The sequence below is a fragment of the Shigella sp. FC1567 genome (assembly GCF_001743015.1).
Taxonomy (GTDB): Bacteria; Pseudomonadota; Gammaproteobacteria; order Enterobacterales; family Enterobacteriaceae; genus Escherichia; species Escherichia coli.
In genome coordinates, this window is record NZ_MIIV01000224.1 from 1 (window position 1) to 2,139 (window position 2,139).

Here is a 2,139-nt window from a genome sequence, read left to right on the forward strand (position 1 = left end):
TTTCTGGTGCGTACCGGGCTGAGAGGCGGTGTAAGTGAACTGTAGTTGCCATGTTTTACGGCAATGAGAGCAGAGATAGCGCTGATGTCCGGCAGTGCTTTTGCCGTTACGCACCACGCCTTCAGTAGCGGAGCAGGAAGGACATCTGATGGAAATGGAAGCCACGCAAGCACCTTAAAATCACCATCATACACTAAATCAGTAAGTTGGCAGCATTACCAATTTTATAGACGCTATATATGGGTAGTAATATACATGGAATTAGTTGCACTGCAAATAATTATTTGAAACAGGCCTGGAACGATATAAAAAATGAGTACGAAAAAAATCAAACATATTCAATCACGCTTTTTGAAAACACACTGGTGTGTTTTATGCGGTTATACAATGAACTCAGACGTAAAGTAAATGAAGAGGATACTCCATGTCTGGAATGTGAATCACTAGAAAAAGAATTTGAGGAAATGCAGAATGATAATGATCTATCATTATTTATGAGAACATTGCGTACTAATGATACACAAATTTATTCAGGGTTTCAGGAGGTATTACATATACTATACAATATGTTCAAAATGTTGATATTGTTAGAGTGTCCTTGCCGGGCAGAGGTTCAGAGTCTATCACAGATTTTAAAGGTTATTATTGGTATGGCTTTATGGAATATATTGAAAACATTACTGCGTGTGATGATGTTTTTTCTGAGTATTGTTTAGATGATGAAAATATGAGTATCCAGCCAGAACAGATAAATACGCCGGGAATATCTGATTTAGATACTGGTATTGATTTGTCTGGCATATCTTTTATTCAGAGTGAAATTAATAAAACATATGGATTAAAATACGCTCCAGTAGATGGCGATGGATATTGTCTGTTAAGAGCTATACTGGTTTTAAAAGAACATGAGTATTCATGGGCGCTGGGCGGCCATAAGACGCAAAAGCAAGTATACGAAGAGTTTATTAAAATTGTTGATAAACAAACGATCGAGGCTCTTGTTGATACGGCATTCTATAATCTCAGGGAAGATGTAAAGACGTTATTTGGCGTTAATCTACAATCTGACAACAAAATTCAGGGGCAGGGTGGTTTTTTATCATGGAGTTTTTTGTCTTTTAAAAAAGAATTTATTGATAGTTGCTTGAATGACAAAAAATGCATACTGCATTTACCCGAATTTATATTTAATGATAACAAGGTACGCCTTGTTTTAGACACCGACCCAGAGCAGAGGGTTAATGAGGTGAAAAATTTCCTCACTGCTCTTTCAGATAGCATTTGCTCATTATTTATTGTTAATAGTAATATGGCATCAATCTCCTTGGGGAATGAATCCTTTTCAACAGATGACGACCTTGAGTATGTTTATTTAATAAACACTGGCAATCATTATGATGTTTACCTCCCTCCTGAACTTTTTGCTCAGGCTTATAAGTTAAAAAATAAGGAAATGAATGCGCAACTCGACTATTTAAATCGTTATGCAATTTAATGGCAAAGGCATATGCTAAAAACCATTGTTATTAGTCTCACACTTTTTTATTGGTAAATATTGTCTCTGTATTGGTAACGCCGCAGATATTCTGTTTAGCCACAGGTGCAATTATCAGCGGCGTACGCGAGGCAGGGGCTAATCAGGCATAGTTTGCGTCAAACCTTGCCTGTTTTTGAAGATGTATATAGAAAAACAGGCGTTCAACAAGCCATTTTGCGAACCTGTTCCCGGAAAAAAGTCATATTTCTGTCACACTCTTTAGTGATTGATAACAAAAGAGGTGCCAGGAATGAACAAAACGCTAATCGCCGCAGCTGTGGCAGGGATAGTTTTACTCGCTTCAAACGCTCAGGCACAAACCGTACCGGAAGGCTATCAGCTACAGCAAGTGCTCATGATGAAGTGGTCAACAAAAACTGGCCACCGAGTTAGAGTTTTTCCAGTATCGATTTTCCGATTCGTTTGGGGGTAACCCACCGTTATATTCGTGCGGTCTTAGTGCGCTGTAATATCCAACGATATAGTCCGTTATGGCGTGAGCTGCCTCGCTGAAGCTTACGTAACCCACCACCGGCATCCATTCGTTCTTCAGACTCCTGAAGAAGCGTTCCATTGGGCTGTTATCCCAGCAGTTTCCGCGC

At 39.1% G+C, this 2,139-nt stretch carries 2 protein-coding genes and 2 pseudogenes; 2 read left to right on the top strand and 2 right to left on the bottom strand.

The window, feature by feature from the left end:
- Window positions 1–165 (bottom strand): IS1 family transposase (locus BHE85_RS14030; protein WP_047664789.1); only part of this gene is annotated, 165 nt, incomplete at its 3' end.
- A gap of 74 nt (window positions 166–239) precedes the next feature.
- Between BHE85_RS14030 and BHE85_RS14035 the strand changes: the two are divergent.
- Both BHE85_RS14035 and BHE85_RS27520 read left to right on the top strand, forming a co-directional pair.
- Window positions 240–1,495: pseudogene (locus BHE85_RS14035) on the top strand (YccE family protein).
- Window positions 1,496–1,787: 292 nt separating this feature from the next.
- A pseudogene (locus tag BHE85_RS27520) lies at window positions 1,788–1,898 on the top strand (hypothetical protein); the annotation flags it as partial.
- 6 nt (window positions 1,899–1,904) lie between these two features.
- On the opposite strand, the gene BHE85_RS14045 reads toward BHE85_RS27520, so the two are convergent.
- Window positions 1,905–2,139, bottom strand: a 235-nt coding sequence (locus BHE85_RS14045; protein ID WP_146627965.1) for an integrase core domain-containing protein, incomplete at its 5' end; no start/stop codon positions are given.